24 protein-coding genes and 1 tRNA gene are annotated in these 24,114 nt (G+C 68.9%); 10 read left to right on the top strand and 15 right to left on the bottom strand.

The annotated features are described in order from the left end of the window. Nucleotides 1–2 precede the first annotated feature (2 nt). Nucleotides 3–1,028 carry a ubiquinol oxidase subunit II gene (cyoA, locus tag ACSFBM_RS13060; RefSeq protein WP_435484706.1) on the bottom strand — a complete coding sequence of 342 codons (1,026 nt, stop codon included), beginning with the start codon at nucleotides 1,026–1,028 and terminating at the stop codon, nucleotides 3–5. A 180-nt stretch (nucleotides 1,029–1,208) separates the two neighbouring features. On the opposite strand from cyoA, the gene ACSFBM_RS13055 reads away from it, so the two are divergent. Together ACSFBM_RS13055 and ACSFBM_RS13050 are read left to right on the top strand one after the other, a co-directional pair. After that, nucleotides 1,209–2,546 (top strand): MFS transporter, encoded by a 1,338-nt coding sequence (locus ACSFBM_RS13055; protein WP_435436124.1) that lies wholly within the window; start codon nucleotides 1,209–1,211, stop codon nucleotides 2,544–2,546. A 68-nt stretch (nucleotides 2,547–2,614) separates the two neighbouring features. Further along, complete coding sequence (locus tag ACSFBM_RS13050) at nucleotides 2,615–3,298, top strand: HAD family hydrolase (RefSeq protein WP_435484705.1); 684 nt, start codon at nucleotides 2,615–2,617, stop codon at nucleotides 3,296–3,298. A 50-nt stretch (nucleotides 3,299–3,348) separates the two neighbouring features. On the opposite strand, the gene ACSFBM_RS13045 is transcribed toward ACSFBM_RS13050, so the two are convergent. From ACSFBM_RS13045 to ACSFBM_RS13025, 5 genes are all read right to left on the bottom strand, one after another. Then, nucleotides 3,349–4,362, bottom strand: a complete 1,014-nt coding sequence (locus ACSFBM_RS13045) for an isopenicillin N synthase family dioxygenase (RefSeq protein ID WP_435484704.1) — start codon at nucleotides 4,360–4,362, stop codon at nucleotides 3,349–3,351. Next, nucleotides 4,359–5,102 carry an amino acid ABC transporter ATP-binding protein gene (locus tag ACSFBM_RS13040; protein ID WP_435484703.1) on the bottom strand — a complete coding sequence of 248 codons (744 nt, stop codon included), beginning with the start codon at nucleotides 5,100–5,102 and terminating at the stop codon, nucleotides 4,359–4,361. Before ACSFBM_RS13040 ends, ACSFBM_RS13045 begins: the two co-directional genes overlap by 4 nt. Continuing rightward, nucleotides 5,099–5,809: an amino acid ABC transporter permease gene (locus tag ACSFBM_RS13035; RefSeq protein ID WP_435484702.1), complete on the bottom strand. Its 711-nt coding sequence runs from the start codon at nucleotides 5,807–5,809 to the stop codon at nucleotides 5,099–5,101. The genes ACSFBM_RS13040 and ACSFBM_RS13035 overlap by 4 nt, the downstream gene beginning before the upstream one ends. A gap of 94 nt (nucleotides 5,810–5,903) precedes the next feature. Continuing rightward, entirely contained in the window at nucleotides 5,904–6,599 is a 696-nt protein-coding gene (locus ACSFBM_RS13030; protein WP_435484701.1) for an amino acid ABC transporter permease, read from the bottom strand. 174 nt (nucleotides 6,600–6,773) lie between these two features. Continuing rightward, nucleotides 6,774–7,601, bottom strand: coding sequence for an ABC transporter substrate-binding protein (locus ACSFBM_RS13025; RefSeq protein WP_435484700.1), 828 nt, complete (start codon nucleotides 7,599–7,601; stop codon nucleotides 6,774–6,776). A 247-nt stretch (nucleotides 7,602–7,848) separates the two neighbouring features. Here ACSFBM_RS13025 and fabV point away from each other — a divergent pair, with 247 nt between their 5' ends. Genes fabV through ACSFBM_RS13010 form a run of 3 tightly spaced genes read left to right on the top strand, consistent with a single transcriptional unit; the run spans nucleotide 7,849 to nucleotide 10,764 of the window. After that, nucleotides 7,849–9,045: an enoyl-ACP reductase FabV gene (fabV, locus tag ACSFBM_RS13020; protein WP_435484699.1), complete on the top strand. Its 1,197-nt coding sequence runs from the start codon at nucleotides 7,849–7,851 to the stop codon at nucleotides 9,043–9,045. A gap of 37 nt (nucleotides 9,046–9,082) precedes the next feature. Further along, nucleotides 9,083–9,502 carry a group II truncated hemoglobin gene (locus ACSFBM_RS13015; protein WP_435436132.1) on the top strand — a complete coding sequence of 140 codons (420 nt, stop codon included), beginning with the start codon at nucleotides 9,083–9,085 and terminating at the stop codon, nucleotides 9,500–9,502. A 38-nt stretch (nucleotides 9,503–9,540) separates the two neighbouring features. Continuing rightward, nucleotides 9,541–10,764, top strand: coding sequence for an NAD(P)/FAD-dependent oxidoreductase (locus tag ACSFBM_RS13010; protein ID WP_435484698.1), 1,224 nt, complete (start codon nucleotides 9,541–9,543; stop codon nucleotides 10,762–10,764). A 135-nt stretch (nucleotides 10,765–10,899) separates the two neighbouring features. Here the strand turns inward: ACSFBM_RS13010 and ACSFBM_RS13005 are convergent, their stop codons facing one another. Then, on the bottom strand, nucleotides 10,900–11,556 hold the full coding sequence (locus tag ACSFBM_RS13005; protein WP_435436134.1) for a Smr/MutS family protein: 657 nt from the start codon (nucleotides 11,554–11,556) through the stop codon (nucleotides 10,900–10,902). Beyond that, nucleotides 11,556–12,233 (bottom strand): RadC family protein, encoded by a 678-nt coding sequence (gene radC / locus ACSFBM_RS13000; protein ID WP_435484697.1) that lies wholly within the window; start codon nucleotides 12,231–12,233, stop codon nucleotides 11,556–11,558. Before radC ends, ACSFBM_RS13005 begins: the two co-directional genes overlap by 1 nt. A gap of 108 nt (nucleotides 12,234–12,341) precedes the next feature. Here radC and ACSFBM_RS12995 point away from each other — a divergent pair, with 108 nt between their 5' ends. The 5 genes from ACSFBM_RS12995 (at nucleotide 12,342) to ACSFBM_RS12975 (ending at nucleotide 16,223) form a co-directional block, all read left to right on the top strand. Then, complete coding sequence (locus ACSFBM_RS12995; protein ID WP_435436136.1) at nucleotides 12,342–12,785, top strand: FKBP-type peptidyl-prolyl cis-trans isomerase; 444 nt, start codon at nucleotides 12,342–12,344, stop codon at nucleotides 12,783–12,785. After that, nucleotides 12,782–13,750 (top strand): 4-hydroxy-3-methylbut-2-enyl diphosphate reductase, encoded by a 969-nt coding sequence (gene ispH / locus ACSFBM_RS12990; protein ID WP_435484696.1) that lies wholly within the window; start codon nucleotides 12,782–12,784, stop codon nucleotides 13,748–13,750. Before ACSFBM_RS12995 ends, ispH begins: the two co-directional genes overlap by 4 nt. Continuing rightward, nucleotides 13,747–14,712: a threonine/serine dehydratase gene (locus ACSFBM_RS12985; RefSeq protein ID WP_435484695.1), complete on the top strand. Its 966-nt coding sequence runs from the start codon at nucleotides 13,747–13,749 to the stop codon at nucleotides 14,710–14,712. The genes ispH and ACSFBM_RS12985 overlap by 4 nt, the downstream gene beginning before the upstream one ends. Before the next feature lie 33 nt (nucleotides 14,713–14,745). Beyond that, nucleotides 14,746–16,077: a serine--tRNA ligase gene (gene serS, locus ACSFBM_RS12980; RefSeq protein WP_435484694.1), complete on the top strand. Its 1,332-nt coding sequence runs from the start codon at nucleotides 14,746–14,748 to the stop codon at nucleotides 16,075–16,077. A gap of 56 nt (nucleotides 16,078–16,133) precedes the next feature. Further along, nucleotides 16,134–16,223: transfer RNA gene (locus ACSFBM_RS12975), tRNA-Ser, on the top strand. Nucleotides 16,224–16,342: 119 nt separating this feature from the next. On the opposite strand, the gene ACSFBM_RS12970 is transcribed toward ACSFBM_RS12975, so the two are convergent. Genes ACSFBM_RS12970 through ACSFBM_RS12940 form a run of 7 tightly spaced genes read right to left on the bottom strand, consistent with a single transcriptional unit; the run spans nucleotide 16,343 to nucleotide 24,101 of the window. Then, a complete protein-coding gene (locus ACSFBM_RS12970; protein WP_435484693.1) occupies nucleotides 16,343–16,999 on the bottom strand; it encodes an energy transducer TonB in 657 nt (218 codons plus the stop codon). Then, nucleotides 16,996–17,430: an ExbD/TolR family protein gene (locus ACSFBM_RS12965; RefSeq protein ID WP_435436141.1), complete on the bottom strand. Its 435-nt coding sequence runs from the start codon at nucleotides 17,428–17,430 to the stop codon at nucleotides 16,996–16,998. The genes ACSFBM_RS12970 and ACSFBM_RS12965 overlap by 4 nt, the downstream gene beginning before the upstream one ends. 12 nt (nucleotides 17,431–17,442) lie before the next feature. Further along, entirely contained in the window at nucleotides 17,443–17,871 is a 429-nt protein-coding gene (locus ACSFBM_RS12960; RefSeq protein WP_435484692.1) for an ExbD/TolR family protein, read from the bottom strand. A gap of 37 nt (nucleotides 17,872–17,908) precedes the next feature. Beyond that, entirely contained in the window at nucleotides 17,909–18,784 is an 876-nt protein-coding gene (locus ACSFBM_RS12955; RefSeq protein ID WP_435484691.1) for a MotA/TolQ/ExbB proton channel family protein, read from the bottom strand. A 33-nt stretch (nucleotides 18,785–18,817) separates the two neighbouring features. Next, nucleotides 18,818–20,020, bottom strand: coding sequence for an alanine racemase (locus ACSFBM_RS12950; protein WP_435484690.1), 1,203 nt, complete (start codon nucleotides 20,018–20,020; stop codon nucleotides 18,818–18,820). Next, on the bottom strand, nucleotides 20,008–22,389 hold the full coding sequence (locus ACSFBM_RS12945) for an alpha/beta fold hydrolase (protein ID WP_435484689.1): 2,382 nt from the start codon (nucleotides 22,387–22,389) through the stop codon (nucleotides 20,008–20,010). The genes ACSFBM_RS12950 and ACSFBM_RS12945 overlap by 13 nt, the downstream gene beginning before the upstream one ends. After that, entirely contained in the window at nucleotides 22,386–24,101 is a 1,716-nt protein-coding gene (locus ACSFBM_RS12940) for a serine hydrolase domain-containing protein (protein ID WP_435484688.1), read from the bottom strand. Before ACSFBM_RS12940 ends, ACSFBM_RS12945 begins: the two co-directional genes overlap by 4 nt. Nucleotides 24,102–24,114: the final 13 nt, after the last annotated feature.

Below are 24,114 nucleotides of genomic sequence, written 5' to 3'. Positions count from 1 at the left end.
CGTTATTCTTCGGTAGTGCACATTGCCGTGACGTACTTACGCTTCGGCGAATTGATGTTGTCGGGCTGCCAGGGTTGCATGGTGGCCACGTTGAAGGCGCCGGGCTTGCCCAGTCCGCCGTCGGCATCGATGGCCATCATCTGCTTCATGCACATCTTGCTGCTGTCGACGCAGCGGTTCAGGATGGCGTCGTACAGGTCGGGCGCGACGCTCGCGTAGTGGCGCACCGGCTCGCGTTCGCTGGGCGCCTCGAGCTTCTGGTAGAGCGCGCGGCTGAGTTCGCCTTCGGTGCCGGTCCTGACCTTGGCGACCCACTGGTCGAAGTCGCCGTGGCTCAGGCCGTGGAACTTGAAGCGCATGCCCGAGAAGCCGGCGCCGCTGTAGTTGGCGGAGAAGCCTTCGAACTCGCCCGGCTTGTTGATGACCGCGTTCAGCTTGGTCTCCATGCCGGGCATGGCGTAGATCTGGCCGGCCAGCGCGGGAATGAAGAAGGAGTTCATCACCGAGGAGGCCGTGATCTTGAACAGGATCGGGCGGTCCACCGGGGCGGCCAGCTCGTTCACCGTGGCAATGCCCTGCTCGGGGTAGATGAAGAGCCACTTCCAGTCGAGCGCCACCACTTCGACCACCAGCGGTTGCGTGTCCGCGGGAATGGCGCGCTGGGCGTCGATGCGGCGCAGCGGCTGGTAGGGGTCCAGCGTGTGGGTGCTGATCCAGGTGATCGCGCCGAGCGCGATGATGATGAGCAGCGGCGCCGCCCAGATCGCCAGCTCGAGCTGGGTGGAGTGGTCCCAGTCGGGGCTGTAGACCGCCTCCTTGTTCGACTGGCGGTATCGCCAGGCGAAAAGAATGGTCAGGGCGACCACCGGGATGATGATGATCAGCATCAGCACGGTGGAGACGACGATGAGTCGTCCCTGCTGATGGGCGATGTCGCCGGAGGGGTTCATCAACACCGTGTTACAGCCGGCCAGGAGGGCGACTGGAAGCAGCAGGAGTGATCGGCGAAGGTTCTTTAGGATGTGCATGCCGTGGGGAAAAGAGGTGCAGGGTCGGCGCAAAATGACCCCACAATCTACGCCGTGAGACGGGTTTTGCCTATTGGACGTTTTGTCCTATGGCGGTAAACGTGTTTCGGTGAGACGCTACAGGTTGTCCATGATCCTTATGTGTCGCGCCCCCCGGCGACATTCGAAATACAGCAAGCAATGACGACGTCCAGCATCACTCCGCCAGGCGCCCATCCGCAGCCGAGCTCGCCTGAACGCGACGCCCGCCCGGGTGACGACCACTCGCACATCGCCCCCGGCGAAATCGCCGTCGGCGTGATCATCGGCCGCGCCTCCGAATATTTCGACTTCTTCGTCTACGGCATCGCCTCGGTGCTGGTGTTTCCGGCGGTCTTCTTTCCGTTCGAGCAGCACCTCGAAGGCGTGCTGTACTCCTTCCTGATCTTTTCCTTCGCGTTCATCGCGCGTCCGTTCGGAACTGTCATCTCGATGGCCATCCAGCGACGATTCGGGCGGGAAGCCAAGCTGACGCTGGCGCTGTTCGTGCTGGGCACGTCCACCGCCGGCATCGCGTTCCTGCCGGGCTATGCCAGCCTGGGCTTCACGGCCATCGTGCTGCTGTCGGTGTTCCGCTTCGGCCAGGGCCTGGCGCTGGGCGGCTCGTGGGACGGCCTGCCGTCGCTGCTGGCGCTGAACGCACCGGCCAACCGCCGCGGCTGGTACGCCATGCTGGGCCAGCTGGGCGCGCCTATCGGCTTCTTCATTGCCAGCGCACTGTTCGCCTACCTGTATTCGAGCCTGCCGCGCGAGGACTTCCTCGACTGGGGCTGGCGCTACAGCTTCTACGTGGCCTTCGCGATCAACGTGGTGGCGCTGTTCGCCCGCCTGCGCCTGGTGGCCACCGAAGAGTATTCGCGCCTGCTCGAAGAGCGCGAACTGCAGCCCACCAGCGTGGTCGAGCTGGTGCGCTCGCAGGGCAGCAACCTGCTGATCGGCGCCTTCGCCGCGCTGGCCAGCTATGCGCTGTTCCACCTGATCACCGTGTTCCCGCTGTCGTGGATCACGCTGTACTCCGACCAGTCGGTCTCCGAATTCCTGGTGGTGCAGATGATCGGCGCGGTGCTGTGCGCCGCCGGCATCGTGGCCTCGGGCCTGCTGGCCGACCGCATCGGCCGCCGCTTCACGCTGGGTGGCCTGGCTGCCGTGATCGCCGCGTTCAGCGGCTTTGCGCCCACGCTGCTCGACGGCGGCCGGGTCGGCCAGGACATCTTCATCCTGCTGGGCTTCGTGCTGCTGGGCCTGTCGTACGGCCAGGCGGCCGGCGCCGTGACTTCCAACTTCGCACCCAAGTACCGCTACGTCGGCGCGGCCCTCACGGCCGACCTGGCCTGGCTGGTCGGTGCGGCGTTCGCACCGCTGGTCGCGCTGGGCCTGTCGGCCCACTTCGGGCTGGCCTACGTCAGCATCTACCTGCTGTCGGGCGCCGTCGCCACGCTGGTGGCGCTGGGGCTGAACCGGGCGCTGGTGCGCGACTGACCGCCCGCACTGCCGCCACGTTTCTTTCAAAAGGGGCCTTTCGGCCCCTTTTTCATGAGGATGACCGGATGTTCGCCGCTGCAATTTTCGACATGGACGGGCTGCTCATCGATTCCGAGCGCCCCATCATGGCCGCCTGGATCGAGGCCGCCCGCACGCTCGACATCGAGCTTTCGCACAGCCAGTACCTGCAGGTGGTGGGGCTGGCGATGTCGGAATCTCGGCTCATCCTGGCCGGGCTGCTGGGCGGCACCGAGGCCTACAGCCATGCCGTCGACCATGTCCGCCAGCGCCTGCAGCTGGAGCGCTCGGACGGCACGCCGCTGTTTCCCATCAAGCCCGGCGCGGCCGAGCTGCTGGGCGCGTTGCGCCAGCGTGGCACGCGCTGCGCCGTGGCCTCGTCGTCCACCCGCGGGCAGATCGAGGCCTGCCTGGGCAGTCTCGGCGTGCTGCACCATTTCTCGGCCTTTGCGGGCGGCGACGAGGTGGCGCGCGCCAAGCCCGATCCGGCGCTCTACCTGCTCGCGGCCGAGCGCCTGGGCGTGGACCCGGCGGAATGCATTGCCTTCGAGGACAGCGAGAACGGCGCCAAGGCCGCGCTGGCCGCGGGCCTGCGCGTGGTCGTGGTGCCCGACCTGAAGCACCCGCCCGCGGCGATCGTCGAGCGGGCGTTCCATGTGCTCGAGTCGCTCAACGACGCGGTGCCGCACCTGCCTCGCTGGTTTCCGGCGGAGGCGGCGAGGCTGCCGTGATCAGGTGCGGCACGCGCCTTTCTTGAAAAGCCGGCCGCAACCCGCGCGATTCAGAGCACTTCGTCGCGCAACTGCGGAAACACCTTCGATACCTTGGCGAGCAGGTAGTCGCCGTAGCGCCCGCTGAAGGCGTGCACGTTGGCGCGGTCCCAGCGCTCGGCGCTGTCGTCGCGCGCCTGGGCCCCCTTGACGCCTTCGAGGCCCTCGATGCGCTGCACGCGCGCGTCGAAGTTCGGGTCGAAGAACAGCGGGAACGACAGCCGGTCGTGGCCCGAGGTGTTGCGCTTGACCCGGTGCGGCGTCGATCTGTACAGCCCGCCGGTCATGCGGTCGAGCATGTCGCCGATGTTGCAGACGAACGAGCCTGGCACGGGCGGCGCGTCGACCCAGCCGTCCGGCGTGTGCGCCGCGAGGCCGCCGATGTGGTCCTGGTGCAGCACGGTCAGCAGCCCGTAGTCGGTGTGCTCGCCCACGCCCCATTGCACGTCGAGGCCTTCGGGCACGGGCTGCGTCGGGTAGTTGAACAGCCGGAAAAGAATGAGCGGATCGGCCGTGTAGCGCTCGGAGAAGTAGGCCGCAGGGAGGCCCAGGCTCAGCGCAATGCCTTCCATCAAACGGTGGCCCAGTTGCGTGACCGCCGCCATGTAGTCGAGGATGGTTTCGCGAAAGTCCGGCAGGTCGGGGAACAGGTTGGGCCCGTGCACCGGCGTCTTCGCCAGCACCAGCGGGTGGGTGGCGGGCAGCTCGGTGCCGAGATAGAGGCCTTCCTTCCAGTCGGGCCGGCCCGAGGTCAGCTCGCCGCCGAGCGGAAAGTAGCCACGCCACGCACGACCGCCCAGCGCCATGCGCCACCGCATCTTGGTGTCCTCCGGCAGCGCGAAGAAGCGGTGGCTCAGGTCTTCGAGCCGCTGCACCAGCGCCGCATCGACGCCGTGGCCCGTCACGTAGAAGAAGCCGTGCGCGCGGCAGGCCGCGCCGATCTGCGCGGCCACCGCATCGCGGCCGGACGTGCCCGCCACGAGGGGCGCCACGTCGATGAGGGGGAGGGATGCGAGGTTCGTCATGCGTCGCGTGCAAAAGGGGAGCGGATGTCGGACAGGAACTGCTGCGCACGCGGATGCTGCGGGCGGTTGAAGAAGTCGTCGGGCGTGGCGCGCTCCAGCACCTTGCCTTCGTCCATGAACAGCACGCGGTCCGCCACTTCGCGCGCGAAGCCCATCTCGTGCGTGACGCAGACCATGGTCATGCCGTCGCGCGTGAGGTCGCGCATCACCAGCAGCACCTCGCCGACCATCTCGGGGTCGAGCGCGCTGGTGGGCTCGTCGAACAGCATCAGCGGCGGCTGCATGGCCAACGCCCGGGCGATCGCCACGCGCTGCTGCTGGCCGCCCGAGAGTTCGCTCGGCCACGCATCGGCCTTGTTGGACAGGCCCACGCGGTGCAGCAGCGCCATCGCGCGCTCGTCGGCCTCCTGGCGCGACAGGCCGCGCAGCTGCATCGGCGCCATCGTGCAGTTCTGCAGCACCGTGAGGTGCGGGAACAGGTTGAACTGCTGGAACACGAAGCCGATGCGCGAGCGGAAGGCGTTCACGTCCAGGCCGCTCGCGTGGATGTCCTGGCCGTCGACCACGATGCGGCCCGACTGGATCGGCTCCAGCCGGTTGAAGGTGCGGATCAGCGTCGACTTGCCCGAGCCCGAGGGGCCGCACACGACCACCACCTCGCCCTTGTGGATGGTCTCGGTCACATCGACCAGGGCGTGATAGCTGCCGTACCACTTGTTGACTTTGTCGAGTTCGATCATGCGGTCACCTTGGCGGTGGCGGTGGAGATGCCGCGGCGCGCGAGCCGGCGTTCCAGCCAGTAGGCGAAGCGCGACAGGCCGAAGCAAAGAATGAAGTACGTGCCGCCCAGGATCAGGTAGATCTGGGCCGGCTTGGTGAACACCTGCGTGTTGATCTGCGTGGCGATGAACGACACCTCGGCCAGTCCGATGATGTAGCCCAGCGAGGTCTCCTTGATGGTCGAGACGAACTGGTTCACCAGCGAGGGCAGCATGCTGCGCAGCGCCTGCGGCAGCACCACCAGGCGCATCGCGCGGCCGTAGCCCAGCCCCAGCGCACGGGCGGTTTCCATCTGTCCGCGCGGCAGGCCCTGGATGCCGGCGCGCACGATCTCCGCGAGGTAGGCCGCATCGAAGATGACCAGCGCGATCAGCATGGTGGTGAACTGGTCGGTCTTCACGCCGGTGACGCTGGGCAGGAAGAAGTAGGCCCAGAAGATGACCATCAGCAGCGGCACCCCGCGCACCACGAACACGAAGCCGGTGACCGGCCAGCGCAGCCAGCGCCACGGGCTCACGCGCGCCAGGCCCAGCAAGATGCCCAGCGGCAGTGCCAGCACCAGGCCGCACGAGGCCAGCAGCAGCGTGAGCACCAGCCCGCCGAGCGGGCCGTTGGGGTACTGCCCGATGAGGAAGTACACCCAGTAGTCGTTGATGATTTCGATCATCGGCAATGGCCCCCACGCTCGGCACCGCGTGTGCTCGCTGCCCCCCGAGGGGGCCGCTCGCGCCTTGGGGCGGCCCGGCGTCGCTCGAACGCCGTCATATCGTCCTCACCGGAAAGCGGTGGTGGTACCACGTGGCCAGCCCCGTGATGACCAGCGACACCGTCAGGTATGCCGCGCTCGCGAACGCGAAGGACTCGAAGCTGCGAAAGGTCGCGCTCTCGACCTGGCCGGCCTGGTACATCAGCTCGGCCACGCCGATCACGGTGGCGATGGAGGTGTTCTTCCACAGGCTCAGTGTCTGCGAAATGAGTGGCGGCACCGTCACGCGCAGCGCCTGCGGCAGCACCACGCGGCGCATGGTGGCGAGGTAGCTGAAGCCCATGGCGCGGCCCGCCTCGAACTGCACGGTGGGAATCGCGCGGATGCCGCTGCGTATGTCTTCCGCCATGAAGGCCGCGGTGTAGAGCGCGAGCGCGATGATGGCGCTGTAGGCCTCGATGTGGCCCGCATAGAGCCATTGCTTGATGCCCTCAGGCAGCAGCTCGGGCGCACCGAAATACCAGAACAGCATGTGGGCGAGCAGCGGGATGTTGCGTATCGACTCCACGTAGGCAAAGCCCAGCCAGCGCAGCGGCGCGAAGGGCGACAGCCGCAGCATGGCCACCACCAGCGCGATGGGCAGGGCCAGCACCAGCGCGGCCACGAGCAGCTGCAGCGACAGCAGCAGGCCCGCGACCAGCATGTCGTGGTACTTGCCGGTGAGCAGCAAGGAATAGTCGAACAGGGGCATGGGGGGCGACAGTATCACTGCCGCGTGGGGGATTCGCTCCCTCCCCCGCTGGGGGAGGGTTGGGGCGGGGGCACGGCGGCGGCTGTTACGGCGCGGTGCCTCCTATATGGAGGCCGCGTGCCCCCATCCCGGCCTTCCCCCAGCGGGGGAAGGAGAAAGACCGAAGACCGGGGGTCAGTCGATCTTGTCGCTGTCGAGCTTGAAGTCGCGCGTCTGGAAGCCCGAGGCCGTCGTCGGCCCGTACCACTTCACGAAGATCTTCTGCGCCTCACCCGACTTCTCGAGCTCGCGCAGCGTGTCGTCCACCACCGCCTTCAGGCCGCTCTCGCCCTTCTTGATGCCGATGGCCAGCGCCTCGGTGCTCAGGTTCTGCTTGAGGACCACGTACTGCGCCTTCTGCGGGCCCAGCTTGGCGTAGCTGCGCAGCAGCGCCGCCTCGTCGTCCACGTAGCCCACGCCCTTGCCCTGCTGCAGCGCCTGGAAGGCCTGCTGGCTGGTGTCGAAGGTCACGACCTCGACGTTGGGCACCGCCTTGCGGATGTTGGGCTCCTGCGTGCCGCCGCGGATGGTCAGCACCTTCTTGCCCGCGAGCTGCGGCACCTCGGTGATGCCGCTGTCCTTCTTCACGATGGCCTTCTGGCCGGTGACGAAGGTGGTGAGCGAGAAGTCGATCTGCGCCTCGCGCTCCTTGTTGTGCGTGAGGCCGGCGGCCACCAGGTCCACATGGCCCTGCTGCAGCTCGGGAATGCGCGCGGCCACGGCAATCTGCTTGAGCACCGGCTTCACGCCGATCTTCCTGGCGATGGCGTTCACCAGGTCGACCTCGTAGCCGACGATCTGGCGCGTCTTCGGGTCGACGAAGGTCGCGGGCTCGTCGGTGCCGAGCACGCCGACGACCAGCTCGCCCTTCTTCTTGATGTCGGCCAGCTGGTCGGCGTGGGCGACGGTGCCCAGCAGCAGGGTGGACGCGGCGACGGCCGCGGCAATCAGGTTCAAGCGCATGTTCTTCTCCTTGAGGGATGGCAGGGCGAGACCATATCAATAAAACCTCAGATCATTAAATGGTCAATTCATATATCGACATGTGTGCGTGGCTATGAGGCCGGCGTGGGCCACGGCTGCCTCCTGCCTGTGTGGCTGCTGAAGGTGCCGCCGCCTGCCTGGGTTAAATTCGCGGCGCCCCACGCGCTGCGGCGCTCCTGCCGCTCTCCTGCGGCCTGCGTCCCGCGTCCCATCCAGCGAGCTCCCCATGATCATCAAACCCCGCGTGCGCGGCTTCATCTGCGTCACGACCCATCCCACCGGCTGCGAGGCCAACGTCAACCAGCAGATCGCCTACGTGAAGGCCCAGGCGCCCATCGCGGGCGGGCCGAAGAAGGTGCTGGTGATCGGTGCATCGACCGGCTACGGTCTGGCCGCGCGCATCACCGCGGCCTTCGGCTGCGGGGCCGACACGCTGGGCGTGTTCTTCGAACGCGCGGGCAGCGAGACCAAACCCGGTTCGCCCGGCTGGTACAACACCGCCGCCTTCCACCGCGCCGCCGCCGCCGAAGGCCGCTATGCGAAGAGCATCAACGGCGACGGCTTTTCCGACGCGGTGAAGCAGCAGACCATCGACACCATCCGCTCCGACCTCGGCCAGGTCGACCTGGTCGTCTACAGCCTGGCCGCGCCGCGGCGCACGCACCCGAAGACGGGGCAGGTCTTCAACTCGGTCCTCAAGCCCATCGGCAAGCCGGTGAACCTGCGCGGCCTCGACACCGACAACGAGACCGTGAAGGAGACCGTGCTCGAAGCGGCCACGCAGGAAGAAATCGACAACACCGTGGCCGTGATGGGCGGTGAAGACTGGCAGATGTGGATCGACGCGATGCAAGCGGCGGGCGTGCTGGCCGAAGGCGCGAAGACCACGGCCTTCACCTACCTGGGCGAGCAGATCACCCACGACATCTACTGGAACGGCTCCATCGGCGCGGCGAAGAAAGACCTCGACCAGAAGGTGCTCGGCCTTCGCAAGACGTTGGCCGCGAAGGGCGGCGACGCGCGCGTGTCGGTGCTCAAGGCAGTGGTCACGCAGGCCAGCTCGGCCATTCCGATGATGCCGCTGTACCTGTCGCTGCTGTTCAAGGTGATGAAGGAGCAGGGCACGCACGAGGGCTGCATCGAGCAGGTGCACGGCCTGTATGCCGAGAGCCTCTACGGCAGCGCACCGCACATCGACGGCGAAGGCCGCCTGCGCGCGGACTACAAGGAACTGGCGCCGCAGGTGCAGTCGCGCGTGCAGGAACTCTGGCCGCAGGTGACCAACGACAACCTCTACGAACTCACCGATTTCGCCAGCTACAAGACCGAGTTCCTGCGGCTGTTCGGCTTCGCGGTGGACGGTGTCGACTACGCGGCCGACGTGAACACCGACGTGGACATTCCCGGCCTCGTGCAGGTCTGAAAAGCAAACGAACAGACCCGAGGAGATACTCCCGCCCATGCAGATTCAAGACAAGCCGCCCGCCGGCACGCCCTTCGAGTGGATCGGCGGCGAACCCAAAGTGGAGGCGCTGGTCGAGCGCTTCTACGACCTGATGGACCTCGAGCCCGGCTACGCGCAGCTGCGCGCCGTGCACGGCACCAGCCTGGACAACGCACGCCAGCGCCTGTTCTGGTTCCTGTGCGGCTGGCTCGGCGGCCCGCAGCACTACACCGACCGCTTCGGCCATCCGATGCTGCGCGCGCGCCATCTGCCGCAGAGCATCGGTGGGCACTCCATCGGCATCAAGGAGCGCGACCAGTGGCTGGCCTGCATGGACCAGGCCATGGGCGAGACGGGCGTGCCGGAAGACCTGCGCGAACGCCTGCGCGACTCTTTTTTCAAGACCGCTGACTGGATGCGCAATCGCGGCGAATGACCGACCCCACAACGATTTCGAAAGACGCTTCCCTCATCATGAATTCCATCGTCATCATCGGCGGCGGCCACGCCGCGGCCCAGTTGTGCGCCGGCCTTGCGGAAGCAGGGCAGGGCGCGCGCGTGCACCTGGTCTGCGAAGAGGCCTGCGAGCCGTACCACCGCCCGCCGCTGTCCAAGGCCTTCCTCAAGAGCGCCGAAGAGGTCACGCAGCCGCACAAGGCCGCCGACTGGTACCGCGAAGCGGGCATCACGCTGCACCTGGGCGATGCGGCCGTGGCCATCGACCGCGAGGCGCACACCGTCACGCTGCGCTCCGGCGCGGTGCTGCCGTGGGAGCGCCTGGTGCTGGCCACCGGCACGCGTGCGCGCCAGATGCCTGACCTGAAGCCGGGCCTGGAGAACGTCGCCAGCCTGCGCGCCGCCGACGAGGCGCATCGCCTGCGCGCGCGGCTCGCCTCGGCCGAGCGCGTCACCGTGCTGGGCGGCGGTTTCATCGGGCTCGAAGTGGCGGCCACCGCCCAGGCGCTCGGCAAGTCGGTGCAGGTGATCGAAAGCGCGCCGCGCCTGCTGGGCCGCGCCGTGTCGCCCGAGCTGTCGGCACACGTGCTCGCCACGCACCGCGCGGCGGGCATCGACATCGTGCTCGGCGCGCAGACCGGCGCGTTCGAGGTCGAGGGCGACCGGCTGTTGTCGGTGCAGGTCAACGGCGTGAAGCAGCCGGTCGACCTGCTGCTGCTGGGCATCGGCGCGGTGCCCGAGACCGCGCTCGCGCAGGCGGCCGGCATCGAATGCGCCGACGGCATCGTGGTCGACGCACAGATGCAGACCAGCGCGGCCGGTGTGCTGGCGGTGGGCGACTGCACACGCTTTCCCGACCGCCGCGCGGGCCGCGTGTTGCGGCTCGAATCGGTGCAGAACGCCAACGACCAGGCCCGCACGGCCGTCGCCACGCTGACCGGCGCGGGCCGCGATCACGATGCGGTGGCGTGGTTCTGGTCCGACCAGGGCAGCATGCGCCTGCAGATGGCGGGCCTGATGCCGGCCGAAGGCACGCCGGGCCTGACCAGCGTGCGCCGCCCCGGCCCCAAGCCCGAGGCGTTCTCGCTGTTCCACTATGTCGACGGGCAGCTCGTGTGCGTGGAGTCGGTGAACGCGCCGGTCGATCACATGATGAGCCGCAAGCTGCTCGAAGCGGGGCGCAGCCCGGATGCGGCGGCTGTGGCTGACGTGTCGGTGCCGTTGAAGAACCACTTGGCCTGAAGCCGCCGCGTCTTGCTCCCTCCCCCGCTGGGGGAGGGTTGGGGTGGGGGCTCGCCGGCGATCAAGACATCGCAGCCTGTGCAAAGGCCGCGTGCCCCCATCCCCGCCTTCCCCCAAAGGCGGAAGGGGCCAGACTCAGCGCCGCACGGGCGCCAGCAGCACCACCAGCGCCCCCGCCCCGCCTTCGGCCGGCTTGGCCTGCACGAAGGCGATGACTTCGTTCTTCTGGATCAGCCAGCGCTGCGCCTTCGTCTTCAGCACCGGCTGCTTGCCCGGCGAGCCCAGCCCCTTGCCGTGCACCACGCGCACGCAACGCAGCCCCTGCTTGTGGGCGGTGCGGATGAAGCCGCCGAGCGCCTCGCGCGCCTCGTCGCTGCGCAGGCCGTGCAGGTCGAGGTGCGCCTGGATGGACCATTCGCCCTTGCGCAGCCGTGCCGTCACGCCGGTGCCGATGCCGGGGCGGCGGAAGCTCATGGCGTCGTCCACGTCGAGCAGCGTGGTCACGTCGAACTCGTCGGACAGCGACTCGCGCAGCACGCGCTGCTCGTCGAGCTGGTGCTGCACCGGGATGGGCGCGGGCCGATCGGGCGCGAGCGGCACCGACGCCTTGCGGCGCAGCGGCTCGGTGGCACCGATGGCGCGGGCGAACAGGTCCTTTTCGGCCGCGCGCCTGCGTTCGGCCGCGGCCTGGGCAGCCGCTTCGGCGGCTTCGCGTTCGCGCGTTTCGGCAAGCACGCGCTGCACCTGCTTCAGGTCGGCCAGGTTCTTGAGGGAGGGGGGACGCGATGCCATCAGAGCAGCCCTTTCTCGGCCATCGAGAAACTCTGCCCGGGGCTCACGATGACGTGGTCGAGCACCCGCACATCCACCAGGGCCAGCGCGGCGCGCAGCGTTTGCGTGAGCGACTCGTCCGCGCGCGAGGGCTCGATGCTGCCGCTCGGGTGGTTGTGCGACAGCACCACGGCCGCGGCCTGGTGGTGAATGGCGCGAGTGACCACTTCGCGCGGGTAGACGCTGGTCTGCGTGAGCGTGCCGCGAAACAGCTCTTCCAGCGCGATCAGGCGGTGCTGCACGTCGAGGAACACCACCGCGAACACTTCGTGGGGGCGCGAGCCGATGTGCAGCTGGAGGTATTGCTTGACCGTATCGGGGGAGTCGAACACCGTGCGTTCGCGCAGCTGCTCGCCCATGGCGCGGCGGGCCAGCTCGAGCACCGCGATCAGCTCGGAGCGCTTGGCGCTGCCGCCCATGCCCTTCACGGTCTTGAGCTCGTCGGCGCCGGTGTGCAGCAGGCCCGACAGGCCGCCGAAGCGTTCGAGCAACTGCTGCGCCAGCTGCAGCACGTTCTGGCCCGCCACCCCGGTGCGCAGCAGCAGGGCCAGCAGCTCGGCGTCCGCAAGCGCGGCGGCCCCGCGCGAGATGAGTTTTTCGCGCGGGCGGGCGGCGAGAGGGAGGTCCTTGAATGCCATGAAACCCTGGGTGAAACCTTGGCGGAGCCGGGTGGAAGTCCCGCTCCTTAAAATGAGGGCCAGTTTATCGGGACACCCACCTTGTCTTTGCCCACCTCTGATGCCCCCATGTCCCAAGTTGTGACTTCCGGCTCCTTCCTGACCCTGCACTACCGGCTGGCCGGCCCCGCGGGCGACATCATCAACACCTTCGCCGACAAGCCCGCGACCCTGTCGCTGGGCACCGGCGAGCTTTCTCCCGCCATGGAGCAGCGCCTGATGGGCCTGGAAGAGGGCACGCACGCCACCTTCGAGCTGCCCGCCGGCGAGGCCTTCGGCGAGCGCAACCCCGACATGCAGCAGTGGGTGGCCCGCACGCTGCTCGCGAAGATGGGCGACCCCGACGAGAAGTACGCCACGGGCGACGTGGTGCAGTTCCCCACGCCCGACGGCACCGGCAGCTACGCCGGTGCGGTGGTGGAAGCCAGCGACACGGCGGTGCGCTTCGACTTCAACCACCCGCTGGCCGGCCAGCCCGTGACTTTCGAAGTGAAGCTGATCGGCGTGCTATGAACCCGGCCATTTCCGAAGTCCTCCTTGCCGAGCCGCGCGGTTTCTGCGCCGGCGTCGACCGCGCCATCGAGATCGTGGAGCGCGCGCTGGCCAAGTTCGGCGCACCGATCTATGTGCGCCACGAGATCGTGCACAACACCTACGTGGTGAACGAACTCAAGGCCAAGGGCGCGATCTTCATCGAGGAGCTGTCCGACGTGCCGCCCGGCGCCACGCTGGTGTTCAGCGCGCACGGCGTGAGCAAGGTGGTGGAGCAGGAGGCGCGCGACCGCGGCTTCGAGATCTTCGACGCCACCTGCCCGCTGGTGACCAAGGTGCACGTCGAGGTGGCCAAGCTCGCCAAAGAGGGCTACGAGTTCATCATGATCGGCCACAAGGGCCACCCCGAGGTCGAGGGCACGATGGGCCAGCTCACGAGCGGCATCCACCTGGTGGAAGACGTGGCCGACGTGGCCAGGGTCTCGCCGGGCCAGACGGACAAGCTCGCCGTGGTCACGCAGACCACGCTCAGCGTGGACGACGCCGCCGAGATCGCCGCCGCCGTGCGTGCGCGCTTTCCGAAGGTGCGCGAGCCCAAGCAGCAAGACATCTGCTACGCCACCCAGAACCGCCAGGACGCGGTGAAGATCATGAGCCCGCAGGTCGACCTGGTGATCGTGGTCGGCAGCCCCACCAGCTCCAACAGCAACCGCCTGCGCGAGCTGGCCGAGCGCCTGGGCACCGAGAGCTACATGGTCGATTCCGCCGAAGAGCTCCAGCCCGAATGGTTCGAAGGCAAGACCCGCATCGGCCTCACGGCCGGCGCCTCGGCGCCCGAAGTGCTGGTGCGCGAGGTGATCGACCGCGTGCGCGCGTTGGGCGCGGTGTCGGTGCGCAAGATGGACGGCATCGAGGAAACCATCAAGTTTCCGCTCCCCAAGGGCCTCAAGCTCGACGACATTCCCCCTCCCGGACACATCTCTTGAACGACACGACAACGAATCACTGGCGCTCTGAAATCGATAGCGCCGCTGCCAGGCTGGACGCCCGTGCTGGGCACTTTTTGCGCCAAACCCCGCTGTGGAAGCTGCCGGCCGCCGCATTCGGCGTCGACGCGCCGGGCGCCGAGGTCTGGCTCAAGCTGGAGCACATGCAGGTCAGCGGCAGCTTCAAGGCGCGCGGCATGATGAACCGGCTGCTGGCCAACGACATTCCCGCCAGCGGCGTGGTCGTGGCCTCGGGCGGCAACGCCGGCATTGCCACCGCCGCCGCGGCGCAGGCGCTGGGCGTGCCCTGCCAGGTGTTCCTGCCCGGCGTGTCGCCCGAAGCCAAGCGCGCGCGCCTGCGTGCGCTCGGCGCCGAAGTGGTGGTGGTCGGCCAGCTGTACCCCGACGCGCTGGCCGCCTGCCTCACGCGCCAGAAGGAATCGGGCGCCTTGCTCACCCATGCCTACGACCAGCCCGAAGTGGTGGCCGGTGCCGGCACGCTGGGCCGCGAAATCGAAGCGCAGGGTGGCGTGCCCGACGCGGTGCTCGTGAGCGTGGGCGGCGGCGGCCTCATCGGCGGCCTGGCCGGCTGGTTCGAGAAGCGCGCCCGCGTGGTGGCGCTCGAGCCCGACAAGGCCCCCACGCTGTACCGTGCCCGCGAAGCCGGCGAGCCGGTCGACGTGGATGTGAGCGGCATCGCCGCCGATTCGCTGGGCGCGCGCCGCATCGGCCACATCGCCTGGGAGATCACGCAGCAGCAGGTGGAACACGCGCTGCTGCTGTCCGACGAAGCCATCCGCACCGCGCAGCAGTGGCTGTGGAAGGAACTCAAGCTCGCCGTGGAGCCGGCCGCCGCGCTGCCGCTGGCGGCGCTGCAGACCGGCGCCTACGTGCCGCGCGCGGGCGAGAAGGTGTGCCTGATCGTCTGCGGCGCCAATGTCGACCCCGCCACCGTCGCCTGACAGCCCCAGAAACCCGAACTCTAGAATCGACCGATGCTCGACATCACCCTGCTCCGCAAAGACCTGGCCTCCGCTGTGGCCGGCCTCGAAAAACGCAAGAAGAACCAGCCCTACCTCGACGTGTCGGCGTTCACCGCGCTCGAGGCCGAGCGCAAGACCGTGCAGACCCGCAGCGAGGAAATCCAGGCGCGCCGCAACACGCTGAACAAGCAGATCGGCCCGCTCAAGGCCAAGGGCGAGTCCACCGATGCGCTGATGGCCGAAGTCAATGCGCTGAAGGCCGAGCAAGAGTCGCAATCGAAGCGCCTCGACGAGATCCAGCCCGAGCTGCATGCGCTGCTGCTCGCCGTGCCCAACCTGCCGCACGCCAGCGTGCCGCTGGGCGAAGACGAAACCGGCAACGTCGAAGTGCGCCGCTGGGCCCCGCAAGGCGGCGCCGGCGCCAACGCCGTGCCCTTGGCCTTCGCGCCCAAGGATCACGTCGACCTGGGCGCGCCGCTGGGCCTCGACTTCGAGATGGGCGCCAAGCTCGCCGGCTCGCGCTTCACCGTCATGAAGGGCCCGATCGCGCGGCTGCACCGCGCGCTGGCGCAGTTCATGATCGACACGCAGACCGAGAAGCACGGCTACACCGAGTGCTACGTGCCCTACATCGTCAACGCCGCCACGCTCAGCGGCACCGGCCAGCTGCCCAAGTTCGAGGGCGACCTGTTCGCCGCGAAGAAGGGCGGCCAGGACGGCGAGCCCGCGCCCGACCATTCGGCGCTGTACCTCATTCCGACCAGCGAAGTTCCGCTGACCAACTTCGTGCGCGACGAGGTGGTGGCCGAGTCGCAACTGCCCATCAAGCTCACGGCCCACACGCCGTGCTTCCGCTCCGAAGCGGGCAGCGCAGGCCGCGACACGCGCGGCATGATCCGCCAGCACCAGTTCGACAAGGTCGAGATGGTGCAGGTCGTGCACCCCGACACCAGCTACGACGCGCTCGAGCAGATGACCGGCCACGCCGAGGCGGTGCTGCAGGCGCTGGAGCTGCCCTACCGCGTGGTGCTGCTGTGCACCGGCGACATGGGTTTCGGCGCCACCAAGACCTACGACCTGGAAGTGTGGCTGCCGGCGCAGGACACCTACCGCGAGATCAGCTCGGTGTCGAACTGCGAAGCCTTCCAGGCGCGCCGCCTGCAGGCCCGCTTCAAGAATGCCAACGGCAAGAACGAACTGGTGCACACCCTGAACGGCTCCGGCCTGGCCGTGGGCCGCGCGCTGGTGGCGGTGCTGGAGAACCACCAGAACGAAGACGGCTCGATCAACGTGCCGGCTGCGTTGCGCCCGTACATCGGCGGCGCTGAAATCTTGCGCGCCTGATTCTTTTTGTAGAAACGCCTTCAATTACCCGTATAATCGAAGGCTCGACAGACACCGGAGAGGTGGCAGAGTGGTCGAATGTACCTGACTCGAAATCAGGCGTACTAGCGATAGTACCGAGGGTTCGAATCCCTCCCTCTCCTCCAAGAATGGCCCCGCAAGGGGCTATTTTTTTGCCTGTACGTTCCCGAGCCCGCAAAAAAGGCGTTGCGCGGGGACCGGCCCCGGCGCAACGCCCCGGTCGCTGAAATTCAGCCCGCCCGGCCTATTCGATCCTGAACACGAACTCCTGCGTCGCCAGGATCTCCGCATCCCCCGTCGTCTGGCATTCGTAGCGCATCATGGCCGAGCGCACGGCCGACTGGTACACCTTCGGCCCCGACAGGAAGCGCACCTCCGTCACACGTCCGCCCTTGATGCGCACCTCTGCCTTCACCACGCCGCTCGTGCCTTCGTCCAGCGCCTTGCGCGGCATTTCGGGCTTGACCTGCTTCGGGCACGCAACGGCAATGTCCGTCGAAGTCGACTGCGCCGGGGGAGCCGGCGGCGCGGGTGGCGCAGGCGGTGCGGCCGGCGGCAGCGCGACCGGCTCCTGGCTTTGCACCGCCGTGACCGCAGGCGCGGTGCTCGGCGGCGGTGTCACGGCCGGCGGTGGCACGTAGGCCGGCTTCGGCGGCGGCGGGGCCTTGGGCGTTTCCTGCTTGATGACCTTCTTCGGCGGCGGCGGTGGGGGAGGAGGTGGCGGCGGCAGCTTGACCTCCGCGATGATCGTCGCGTCCATCGGCTTCTTGATCATCTCCACCGCCTGGCGGGCCAGGCCCGAGACCAGCGCATAGCCGACCAGCACATGGAACAGCACCATCACGCCGATGCCCACGGGGCCGAAGCGCGACTTGGGGTCGAAGTCGTTGGCGCGGCTCATGGAACGAACTGCTCCGAACCCATGATGCCCAGCTTGGTCAGGCCCGAGCGCTGCGCAGAGGCCATCACGCCGGCCACCACGTTGTACTTGGCCAGCTTGTCGGGCCTCAGGTGCACCTCGGGCTGCACCGGCTGCGCAGCGACCTGCTCGAAGCGCCGCTCCACCTCGGCCAGCTCGCCCACGGCCTCGCCGTTCCACAGCACGGTGCTGCGTGCGTCGATGTCGATGCGCAGCACCTCGGGCTTGATGTCGCTCGGCGGCGGGTTGCCGTTGGGCATGTTGAGGTTCACCGCGTGCAGCTGGATCGGGATGGTGATGATCAGCATGATCAGCAGCACCAGCATCACGTCGATCAGCGGGGTGGTGTTGATGTCCATCATGGGCTCGTCGGACGGCGCGCCGCTGCGGCGCCCCTGTTTTTCTTTTCGCATGGCTGTGCCTTCTCAGTTGCGCGCGGGGGGCTCGGTGATGAAGCCCACCTTCACGATGCCGGCCGACTGGCACGCGAAGATGATCTTGCCCACCGGCTCGTAGTCGGAATGCCAGTCGCCGCGGATGTGCACCTCGGGCTGCGGCGTCATCGCGGCCACCTTCTTCAGCCGCTCGGCCAGGCTCGTCACGTCGCGCACGGGGGTGTCGTACCAGTAGATGCGCCCCGCGGCGTCCACCGACAGCACCACGGTCTCGGGCTTGCTTTCGCGCACCTCGTTGCGCTGCTTCGGCACGTCCACCGGCACCGAGTAATTGACCACCGGAATGGTGATGAGGAAGATGATCAGCAGCACCAGCATCACGTCGACCAGCGGCGTGGTGTTGATGGCGGCAATGGCCTGTTCCTCGTCGCCCCCGGCGGATGGGATGTTCATCGCCATGGTGTGGGTCGCTCGCTTGCGTGCGGTGTCGCGGCGCTCAGGCCGGGGCGCTGCCGGCCAGGATCACCGAGTGCAGCTCGCCGCTGAACTCGCGCACGTCGTCCATCACGGTGATGTTGCGGCGCAGGAGCCAGTTGTAGCCCAGCACCGCGGGCACCGCCACGGCCAGGCCGATGGCCGTCATGATGAGCGACTCGCCCACCGGCCCGGCCACCTTGTCGATCGACGCCTGCCCCGCGATGCCGATGGCGGTGAGCGCGTGGTAGATGCCCCAGACCGTGCCGAACAGGCCGACGAAGGGCGCGGTGGAGCCCACGGTGGCCAGCAGCGACATGCCGTTGCTCAGGCGGCGCTGCACGCGCTCCGTCGCGCGGTGGATGCACAGGTCGACGAAGTCTGCAAAGTCGACCTTGCCGCGCAGGCCGTCGTGCTTGCGCGTGGCGTGCACGCCCGCGTCGGCGATGAAGCGGAAGGGGCTGCCCTCGGCCAGCCGCTCGGTGCCGGCCTGCACGGTGCCTTCGTTCCAGAACGCGTTGTCGACCTCTTTCGCCTGGCGGCCCATGCGCATCTGCTCGAGCAGCTTGGTGACGATCACGTACCAGCTGCCCATCGACATGATCGCCAGGATGAGCAGCACGGTCTTGGCCACCAGGTCGCTCTGCGCCCAGAGCGCGCCCACGCCGTAGGGGTTGTCGACCTTGGCTGCGGCGGGTGCCGACACGGCGGGTGCCGCGGTCGGCGTTGCAGCTGCCGAGGCTGCCGGCGCGGAAGCGGCTGCGGCCGCGGGTTCGGCCGCCGCTGCAGGGGCCGCGGCGGCCTGTGCTTTGGCAGCGTGCGGCGTGGCGGCCAGTGTGAGTGCCAGAACGAACGGGGCGGCCGCGGCCATCAGCTTTGCGCAGAAGGTTTTCATCATGAGTGACTCCAAAAAAACAATACGTGTCCAGCTTCAGGCCGCGGGCTTGGCCGCATGCCAACCCAGGGCCTTGCCCCAGACGGCGTGCACGCCCGCACCGTTGCCGCGCACGACGTGGTAGCGGTCGTAGGGCGCGGCCGTCATGCAGGCGTGGTGCGGCAGGATGCGCACGCGGCTGCCCAGGGGCAGGGCGTCGAACATGGCCTGCACGGCCGCCTTGCCGTCGCCTTCGCAGGCGACCAGGCCGTGCTCCTGGTGCAGCTCCGCCACGCGCAAGCCGGGCAGCGGCGTCGTGCCCTGCGCATGGCACACCAGCCCGAAGCCCAGGCCGTCGCGAAACTCCGCGCCCGACGCGTCCTTCGACAGCGCGAGCGCGCCCGCGTCGATCAGCACCCGGCGCGAGCGCGGGTTGTGCCCGATCACCGTGGCCAGCACCGACAACGCGATGTCCTCGATGCGGCAGATGCCGCGCGCGGCCTGGTCCAGATCGAAGAAGGTGTAGACGCCGGGGCGCATTTCGGTGACGCCGTCGAGCCGGTCGGCGCACACCGCCGTCGGCGTGGCGCCCACGCTGACCGTGCCCACCTCGAAGCCGGCCGCGCGCAGCCGTGCGGCCGCATGCACCGCGCCGGCCCGCTCGCCCTCGGCAATGCCGCGGATCGCCGCCAGCCCGGCGGCGTGGTAGCTGTGGCCCGCATGCGTGAGCACGCCGGCCAGTTGCAGCGGCTCGCTGTCTTGCACTTCTCGCGCAATGGCCAGCAGTGCCTCGTCGTCGGGCGCGACGCCACCGCGCCCGCCGCCGGTGTCGATCTCGATCAGCAGGGCGAACTTCGCACCCAGTGCGCGCGCACGCGCGGCCGCGGCCTGCACCGCCTCCACGCAATCGGCGAGCAAGGTCACGCGCGCGCCGTGCGTGCGCTGCACCAGGTGCAGCGCATCGATCTTGCCCGCGTCGATGCCCACCGCGTAGGTGATGTCGAGGAAGCCGTGGCTGGCGAAGTAGTCCGCCTCGGCCACGGTCGACACCGTGATGGCGCCGCTGTGCCCGCGCGTGGCCAGGCGCGCGACCTCCACCGATTTGGAGGTCTTCAGGTGCGGGCGCAGCGCCACGCCGTGGCGCGCCGCGCGCTGCGCCATCGCCTCGCAGTTGCGCTCGAGCACCGTGCGGTCCAGCAGCAGCGCGGGCGTGGTGAGTTCGGCCAGCACCGTGCGGCCGAGTTCCATCATCGCGCCCATCCGAGCTCCGCCATCATCAGGTCGACCGCTTGCGCGATCTGCTGCACGAAGGGTGGCAACAGTACCAGCGTCATGTGCGCGGAGCCCTCCACCAGCTGCACGCGGCCCCGCGTCGACAGCCCCGCATGGTCCTGCTGGTATTCGGGCCAGCGTCGCTGGACCTCCGTGGCGCCTTCGGCACCGGCCGGCAACTTGTCCAGCGCCGCCCACAGCACCGCGAGCGGACGCGCGCCCAGGTCGGGCGATGCCGCGGCCTGCTGCGTGACCTGCGGCAGGCCCGTGTGCTCCGAGACCATCGTGTCGATGGCCTCGGGCGTGTAGGTCGCCTTCAGCTGCCGCACGACCTCGGGCATGTCGGCGAACATCGCCTCGATCGGCGCCATCTCCGGCGGCGGCGCGCCGCCGGCCTGGAAGGCGATGCGTTTCTCGCGCTCGGCGGCCAGGTGCGCCTGCGGCAGGGGCTGCCTGAACGATTCGCACTGGTCCGGGTGGCTGGCATCGAGCATCACCAGCCCCACCACCTGCTCGGGATACAGCCCCGTGTAGATGCGGTTGAGCAGCCCGCCCATCGAATGGCCGACCAGCACGACCGGCCCGGTCACGCCGGCCGCCGTCAGCAGCGCGTGCAGCCGGTGCGCATTGCGCTGGCCGTCGAAGGGCTCGGGGTCGGTGTCGCTCCAGCCCATGCCGGGGCGGTCGTAGGCAACCACCGGGTACCTGGCCGACAGCGCCTGCCGCAGCCGCCCGTAGGTCGCCGAGGCGCAGCCGCCGCCGGCCTCGATCACCAGCGTCGGCTGCAGCGCGCCGGCCGGTGCCGGGCCGCTGCGCTGCAGGTGCATGGCGAGCCCGCCGATGTCGTACAGCTCGCCGGGCGCGGCGATCTTCCATGGCTTGGCCGCCTGCGTCGGCAGGCGCCTGGGCGCTTCCACGCGCGGCCAGTAGTCGAGGTCGCGCACGCGGTACGGCAGGTTGGCGAAGTCGGTGCTCAGCGAGGCCGGCGTCGACACATACAGCACCGACTTGGCGATGGGGCCGAACTCGGCATGAAAGTGTTGCGCCGACTTCACGATGACCAGCTTCTTGGTCGCGAGGTCGATGCCCAGGCCCGTGAAGAGGTCGGTGCCGATGACCTGGTTGCGCTTGCTGATGAGCACGATGTCCACGCCGTCGGCGGCCTGCACCCACACGCACGGGCCCATGGGCGTGCGCACGCCCGAGAGGCCGCCCTGCGAATGCGCCTCCACCACGCGCTTGACGGTCACGTGCAGGTCGATCGGGTCGCCCGAGGCCGGGCCGCACTTGCCGCCCAGGCGCAGCTCGAAGCTCGCGCCCTCGCCCGCGTCGCGGCACAGCTGCACCGCGCCCAGGTCCCACACGCCGCCGAAGGCCACATCGCCGATGCCGCGCTCGACCACCGCACGCAGCATGAAGGTGCTGTCGCTGGTGGCGCCGCCGCCGGCGTTGTCGGCGGTGTCGGCAATGACCACGGGGCCGTCGGGCGTGGCCATGGCTTTGGCGAGCGTCTCTTCGATCGAGAGCGAGGGCACGCCGGTCTCATGGCGCAGGTCCCAGAAGGCGCGGCCCAGTTCCTCCGCGAGCCTGGCGGCGAGCGCGGGGTCGTTGTCGGTCACCACCCACAGCTTGGCGCCCGACTCGGGCACGTCGGCCCAGGGGAAGCCATGGCCCAGCGACACCGAGAGCACGCCCGGCAGCTGTTCGGCAGCCTGCATGCGGCGCACGAAGCCGGCCATCGGTTCGCGCGTCGTGTGCCACTTGCCGACCATGCGGCAGTCGTGCACGGCCGTCACGGGGTGCACGCGGCCCTGCGCGGTGTCGACGACGATGCGGATCAGTTCGCTCAGGCGATCGAACGCGTCGGTGTGCGGATATTCCTTGTAGCAAATGATCACGTCCGACTCGGTCAGCATCTGCTGCGTGAAGTGGCAGTGCAGGTCGAGCGACACGCCGATGGGCACCTTCGGCCCGACGATCTCGCGCACGCGCGAGATCACGTCGCCTTCGCAATCGTCGTAGCCGTCGGCCACCATCGCGCCGTGCAGCACGAGGATCACGCCGTCCACCGGGCCGGCCTTGCGCAGGTCGTCCAGGATCTCGTCGCGCAGGCGCTCGTACACCGTGCGCACGGTGCGCCCCAGCGGCTGCGCGAAGGCCAGCACGCTCTCGACCGTCTCGTGGCCCTCGGCGGCCAGTTGCTTGCGCACCTCCACCGCGTACATGCCGTAGCCGTTGGCGTCGCGCGTGCTGGCGTCGCCGTGGAACACGCCGTATTCGTCGAAGCTGCCCTGCCCGGTGGGGGCGGAGACGAAGGTGTTGGTCTCGGTGGCCAAAAGGGTGGTGAAGAACTTCATGCGCGTGGCTCCTGGCGGGCGAGGTGGATGTTTCGGGTGCGCAGCGTGTCCAGCCGCAGTCCCACGACCCGGCCCGCCTTGCGCTCCACGTTGAGAACCGACTTGCCCATGCGGGCCAGCACCGGGTCGGTCGAGGTGAGCGTCATCACGTCGGCCGACAGCGGCGCGAGCGCGCACACGTGCTGGCCATGGCGGCCCTGCACCGTGAGCAGCAGCGTGCCGTCGACCAGTGCCATGTGCGCGGTCGCGTCGAGGTCGGCGCTGGTGTAGTCACCGCACAGCTGCTCGGCGAGCGAGGCGGCGTCAGGCGCCGTGTCGGCCAGGCGTTCGAAGCGGCGCGGCAGGCCGCCTTCGTGCAGCACCAGGCTGTCGGGTGCGCGCCGGGGGTCGATGTCGCTCGCGTCGAGCACGAGATCGTTCACGGGCAGGTCCTGCAGGCCCAGCCACAGCTTGCCGTCGCCCTGGTGCATCGGGTGCGCGGGCGAGGCCTGCCAGGACATGGCCAGCTTGCCCGCGACGTCTGCAAAGCCGAGCACGCTGCCGGTGGACGGCGCGTGGTAGTGCTGGCCGACCAGCGCGGGGAAGTCGCTGGCCAGCGGGCGCACCTCGGGCGGCGCGAGCGCGTCGCCCAGTAGCAGCTCGACCACCTTGAGGGCCAACGGCGAGGGCGCCACCGCGGCGCCGTTCACCATCACGATGATGTCCAGCCCGTGGCTGGGCACGCTGAGCATCTGCGACGTGGCGCCCAGCACCGCGCCCGCGTGATGGACGATCTCCACGCCGCGGTACGGGTGGCGCGCCAGCCCGAAGCCGTAGGTCACCCTGGAGCCCGAAGACAGCGTGGTGGGTTCGGACAGCAGGGCCCAGCTCTTCGCGCTGCCCACGATCTTGTCGCTGGCGCGCATGTGCGCCTGCCAGCGCAGCATGTCGTCCACCGTCGACACCAGCGAGCCGCCGCCGTCGAGCTCGCACGGGTACACGCCGCGCTGCCAACCGCCGCCGGGCGCGGGCATGTAGAGGCCGGCCAGGCCGGGCACCACGTCGAGGTCGGTCGCCACGGAGAAGGTGTCAGGCATGCCCAACGGGCCGAAGAGGCGCGCCTTCAAGAAGTCGTTGAAGCTCTGGCCGCTCACGCGCTCGACGATCTTCGCCAGCAGGTGGTAGCCGCCGTTGCTGTAGACCATGTGCGTGCCGGGCTCGAAGTTCAGCTCGCTTTGGCGCGCCATGGCGGGCAGCCCCGGGCCGGGCGGCGTGAAGGTGAGGCCGTGCGCAATGGCCCACAGCTCGTCGTGGCCGCGCCAGCCGCTGGTGTGCGCCAGCAGGTGGCGCAGCGTGGGGCCGTTGGCGCTCAGCCGCGGCATCTCGGGCAGGTGCTTGTGCACCGGGTCTTCCACGTCGAGCCGGCCGTCTTCGGCCAGCAGCAGCACGGCCATGGCCGTGAAGTGCTTGCTGGTGGAGGCGATGCGCATGCGCGTGGTCGGCGTGAGGGCCACACCCATCTCCAGGCTGGCCATGCCGACGGCGCGGCGGTACAGCAGGCGGCCGTGCTGCGCAATGCCGATCGCCATGCCGGGTGCGTCGCTGCGGGCGAAGGGGGCCACCAGCGCGTCGATGGCGGCGAGCGCAGCGGCTGTAGCAGCGGCTGTGGAGTCGGCTGTGGCGTCGGGTCTGGAAGCGCTGTCGGGAAGGGGAGGGGAATCTTGTTGTGACATGGAAGACAACGAA

Source organism: Variovorax pasteuri (assembly GCF_051216435.1).
Classification (GTDB): Bacteria; Pseudomonadota; Gammaproteobacteria; order Burkholderiales; family Burkholderiaceae_C; genus Variovorax.
The sequence above is the reverse complement of the archived record's forward strand: the minus strand, read 5'-3'. Positions and strand labels throughout refer to the sequence as shown.

Bases quoted from the DNA above. Each gene is read 5' to 3' on its own strand.
- cyoA (WP_435484706.1), bottom strand. From the start codon at position 1,028: ATGCACATCCTAAAGAACCTTCGCCGATCACTCCTGCTGCTTCCAGTC.
- ACSFBM_RS13055 (WP_435436124.1), top strand. From the start codon at position 1,209: ATGACGACGTCCAGCATCACTCCGCCAGGCGCCCATCCGCAGCCGAGC.
- ACSFBM_RS13050 (WP_435484705.1), top strand. From the start codon at position 2,615: ATGTTCGCCGCTGCAATTTTCGACATGGACGGGCTGCTCATCGATTCC.
- ACSFBM_RS13045 (WP_435484704.1), bottom strand. From the start codon at position 4,362: ATGACGAACCTCGCATCCCTCCCCCTCATCGACGTGGCGCCCCTCGTG.
- ACSFBM_RS13040 (WP_435484703.1), bottom strand. From the start codon at position 5,102: ATGATCGAACTCGACAAAGTCAACAAGTGGTACGGCAGCTATCACGCC.
- ACSFBM_RS13035 (WP_435484702.1), bottom strand. From the start codon at position 5,809: ATGATCGAAATCATCAACGACTACTGGGTGTACTTCCTCATCGGGCAG.
- ACSFBM_RS13030 (WP_435484701.1), bottom strand. From the start codon at position 6,599: ATGCCCCTGTTCGACTATTCCTTGCTGCTCACCGGCAAGTACCACGAC.
- ACSFBM_RS13025 (WP_435484700.1), bottom strand. From the start codon at position 7,601: ATGCGCTTGAACCTGATTGCCGCGGCCGTCGCCGCGTCCACCCTGCTG.
- fabV (WP_435484699.1), top strand. From the start codon at position 7,849: ATGATCATCAAACCCCGCGTGCGCGGCTTCATCTGCGTCACGACCCAT.
- ACSFBM_RS13015 (WP_435436132.1), top strand. From the start codon at position 9,083: ATGCAGATTCAAGACAAGCCGCCCGCCGGCACGCCCTTCGAGTGGATC.
- ACSFBM_RS13010 (WP_435484698.1), top strand. From the start codon at position 9,541: ATGAATTCCATCGTCATCATCGGCGGCGGCCACGCCGCGGCCCAGTTG.
- ACSFBM_RS13005 (WP_435436134.1), bottom strand. From the start codon at position 11,556: ATGGCATCGCGTCCCCCCTCCCTCAAGAACCTGGCCGACCTGAAGCAG.
- radC (WP_435484697.1), bottom strand. From the start codon at position 12,233: ATGGCATTCAAGGACCTCCCTCTCGCCGCCCGCCCGCGCGAAAAACTC.
- ACSFBM_RS12995 (WP_435436136.1), top strand. From the start codon at position 12,342: ATGTCCCAAGTTGTGACTTCCGGCTCCTTCCTGACCCTGCACTACCGG.
- ispH (WP_435484696.1), top strand. From the start codon at position 12,782: ATGAACCCGGCCATTTCCGAAGTCCTCCTTGCCGAGCCGCGCGGTTTC.
- serS (WP_435484694.1), top strand. From the start codon at position 14,746: ATGCTCGACATCACCCTGCTCCGCAAAGACCTGGCCTCCGCTGTGGCC.
- ACSFBM_RS12970 (WP_435484693.1), bottom strand. From the start codon at position 16,999: ATGAGCCGCGCCAACGACTTCGACCCCAAGTCGCGCTTCGGCCCCGTG.
- ACSFBM_RS12965 (WP_435436141.1), bottom strand. From the start codon at position 17,430: ATGCGAAAAGAAAAACAGGGGCGCCGCAGCGGCGCGCCGTCCGACGAG.
- ACSFBM_RS12960 (WP_435484692.1), bottom strand. From the start codon at position 17,871: ATGGCGATGAACATCCCATCCGCCGGGGGCGACGAGGAACAGGCCATT.
- ACSFBM_RS12955 (WP_435484691.1), bottom strand. From the start codon at position 18,784: ATGATGAAAACCTTCTGCGCAAAGCTGATGGCCGCGGCCGCCCCGTTC.
- ACSFBM_RS12950 (WP_435484690.1), bottom strand. From the start codon at position 20,020: ATGGGCGCGATGATGGAACTCGGCCGCACGGTGCTGGCCGAACTCACC.
- ACSFBM_RS12945 (WP_435484689.1), bottom strand. From the start codon at position 22,389: ATGAAGTTCTTCACCACCCTTTTGGCCACCGAGACCAACACCTTCGTC.
- ACSFBM_RS12940 (WP_435484688.1), bottom strand. From the start codon at position 24,101: ATGTCACAACAAGATTCCCCTCCCCTTCCCGACAGCGCTTCCAGACCC.